The organism is Streptomyces sp. NPDC051133 (assembly GCF_040682635.1).
In the GTDB taxonomy this organism is placed as follows: domain Bacteria; phylum Actinomycetota; class Actinomycetes; order Streptomycetales; family Streptomycetaceae; genus Streptomyces.
This window is the reverse complement of sequence record NZ_JBFBBK010000264.1, coordinates 1-1,004: the sequence shown is the minus strand read 5'-3', so window position 1 is coordinate 1,004 and position 1,004 is coordinate 1. Positions and strand designations below refer to the sequence as shown.

Annotated in this window: 3 protein-coding genes; all 3 read right to left on the bottom strand. The window is 67.2% G+C overall.

Annotated elements, in window-relative coordinates; translation table 11 throughout:
* Positions 1-71: 71 nt before the first annotated feature.
* A complete protein-coding gene (locus AB0N17_RS46920) occupies positions 72-356 on the bottom strand; it encodes a hypothetical protein (RefSeq protein WP_366017759.1) in 285 nt (94 codons plus the stop codon).
* 79 nt (positions 357-435) lie between these two features.
* Positions 436-543, bottom strand: coding sequence for a helicase associated domain-containing protein (locus AB0N17_RS46915; RefSeq protein WP_366017760.1), 108 nt, complete (start codon positions 541-543; stop codon positions 436-438).
* Between the two features lie 64 nt (positions 544-607).
* Positions 608-1,004 (bottom strand): GNAT family N-acetyltransferase (locus AB0N17_RS46910; RefSeq protein ID WP_366017758.1); only part of this gene is annotated, 397 nt, incomplete at its 5' end.

The window sequence follows — 1,004 nt, the reverse complement described above, 5'->3', positions numbered from 1 at the left end:
GTTGACTGCGAGCGCGTTGAGCGCTTTGTGCCCCGTCGCCAGGGCGGTCACGGCGCTGGTGTCGAGAATGATCACGCGGCGTCCCTGCCGGGCATCGCCAGGACCTTCTCCGCCGCGATCCGCCGCAGGTTGCCCAGCACATCGAGAGTGGCGAACTCCTCGTCGCTGACGTCGACGCCGATCACTTTACGGGCATGCGCCCGCGCGGCTGCCACCTGCTCGGCCCGTTGTGCTGCGGTGGGCTCAGCGGCGGCGAGTGCGTCGACGAGCTGGCCGATACTCAGCCCGCGCTCTGCGGCGAGCTCGGCGAGGTGGTCGCGGGTCTGCTTCGTCACCTGAATCGTCGTATTCGCCATGGCGCGACCATAGCATGACTATAGTTGGCTTGGCCTTGCCCGTATCCGAGTCGGCCCGGCATTCGGTTCAACGTCTGCTTCACGTCCACCGCATGCCGATGGCGGAGAGCTGCTCGATCCGTTCGGGAGATAGCGCTGCGGCCCTCGAGCGCTGGTTGCTGACCCATGCCCCTAGCGGCGCGCTCAGGGTGTCACGAAGGGCAGCAGCCTGGATCGCCGAACCGCCGCGGCCTCTTTCCGGCTCGGCCGGTTCATGCCTGGAACTCGGTGAGGTCGATGGCGTGAACGCGCAGCGGGTAGCCGTACACCGGATGCGCCGTCTCCCGCTCGGGCACCATGCCGAGCTTGCGGATGACGTTCTCGGAGGCGTTGTCGCCCACCCGGTTGATACTGATGACGCGGTTGATTCCGCGGTCTTGGAGAGCGAACTCCAGCGTGGCGTGGGCGGCTTCGGAGGCGTATCCCTGTCCCCAGAACTGCGAGCCGATCCGCCAGCTGATCGCCACGGCGGGCATCACCTCCGGCAGGAACTCGGGCACCGACAGACCCGCAAAGCCGATCAGTTCACCCGAGGCCAGCAGCTCGACGGCGAAGAGCCCGAAACCCTCCTCATCCCACTCCTCCTCCCACCGCTCGATGTCCTCGGCC

Bases quoted from the DNA above. Each gene is read 5' to 3' on its own strand.
- AB0N17_RS46920 (WP_366017759.1), bottom strand. From the start codon at position 356: ATGGCGAATACGACGATTCAGGTGACGAAGCAGACCCGCGACCACCTC.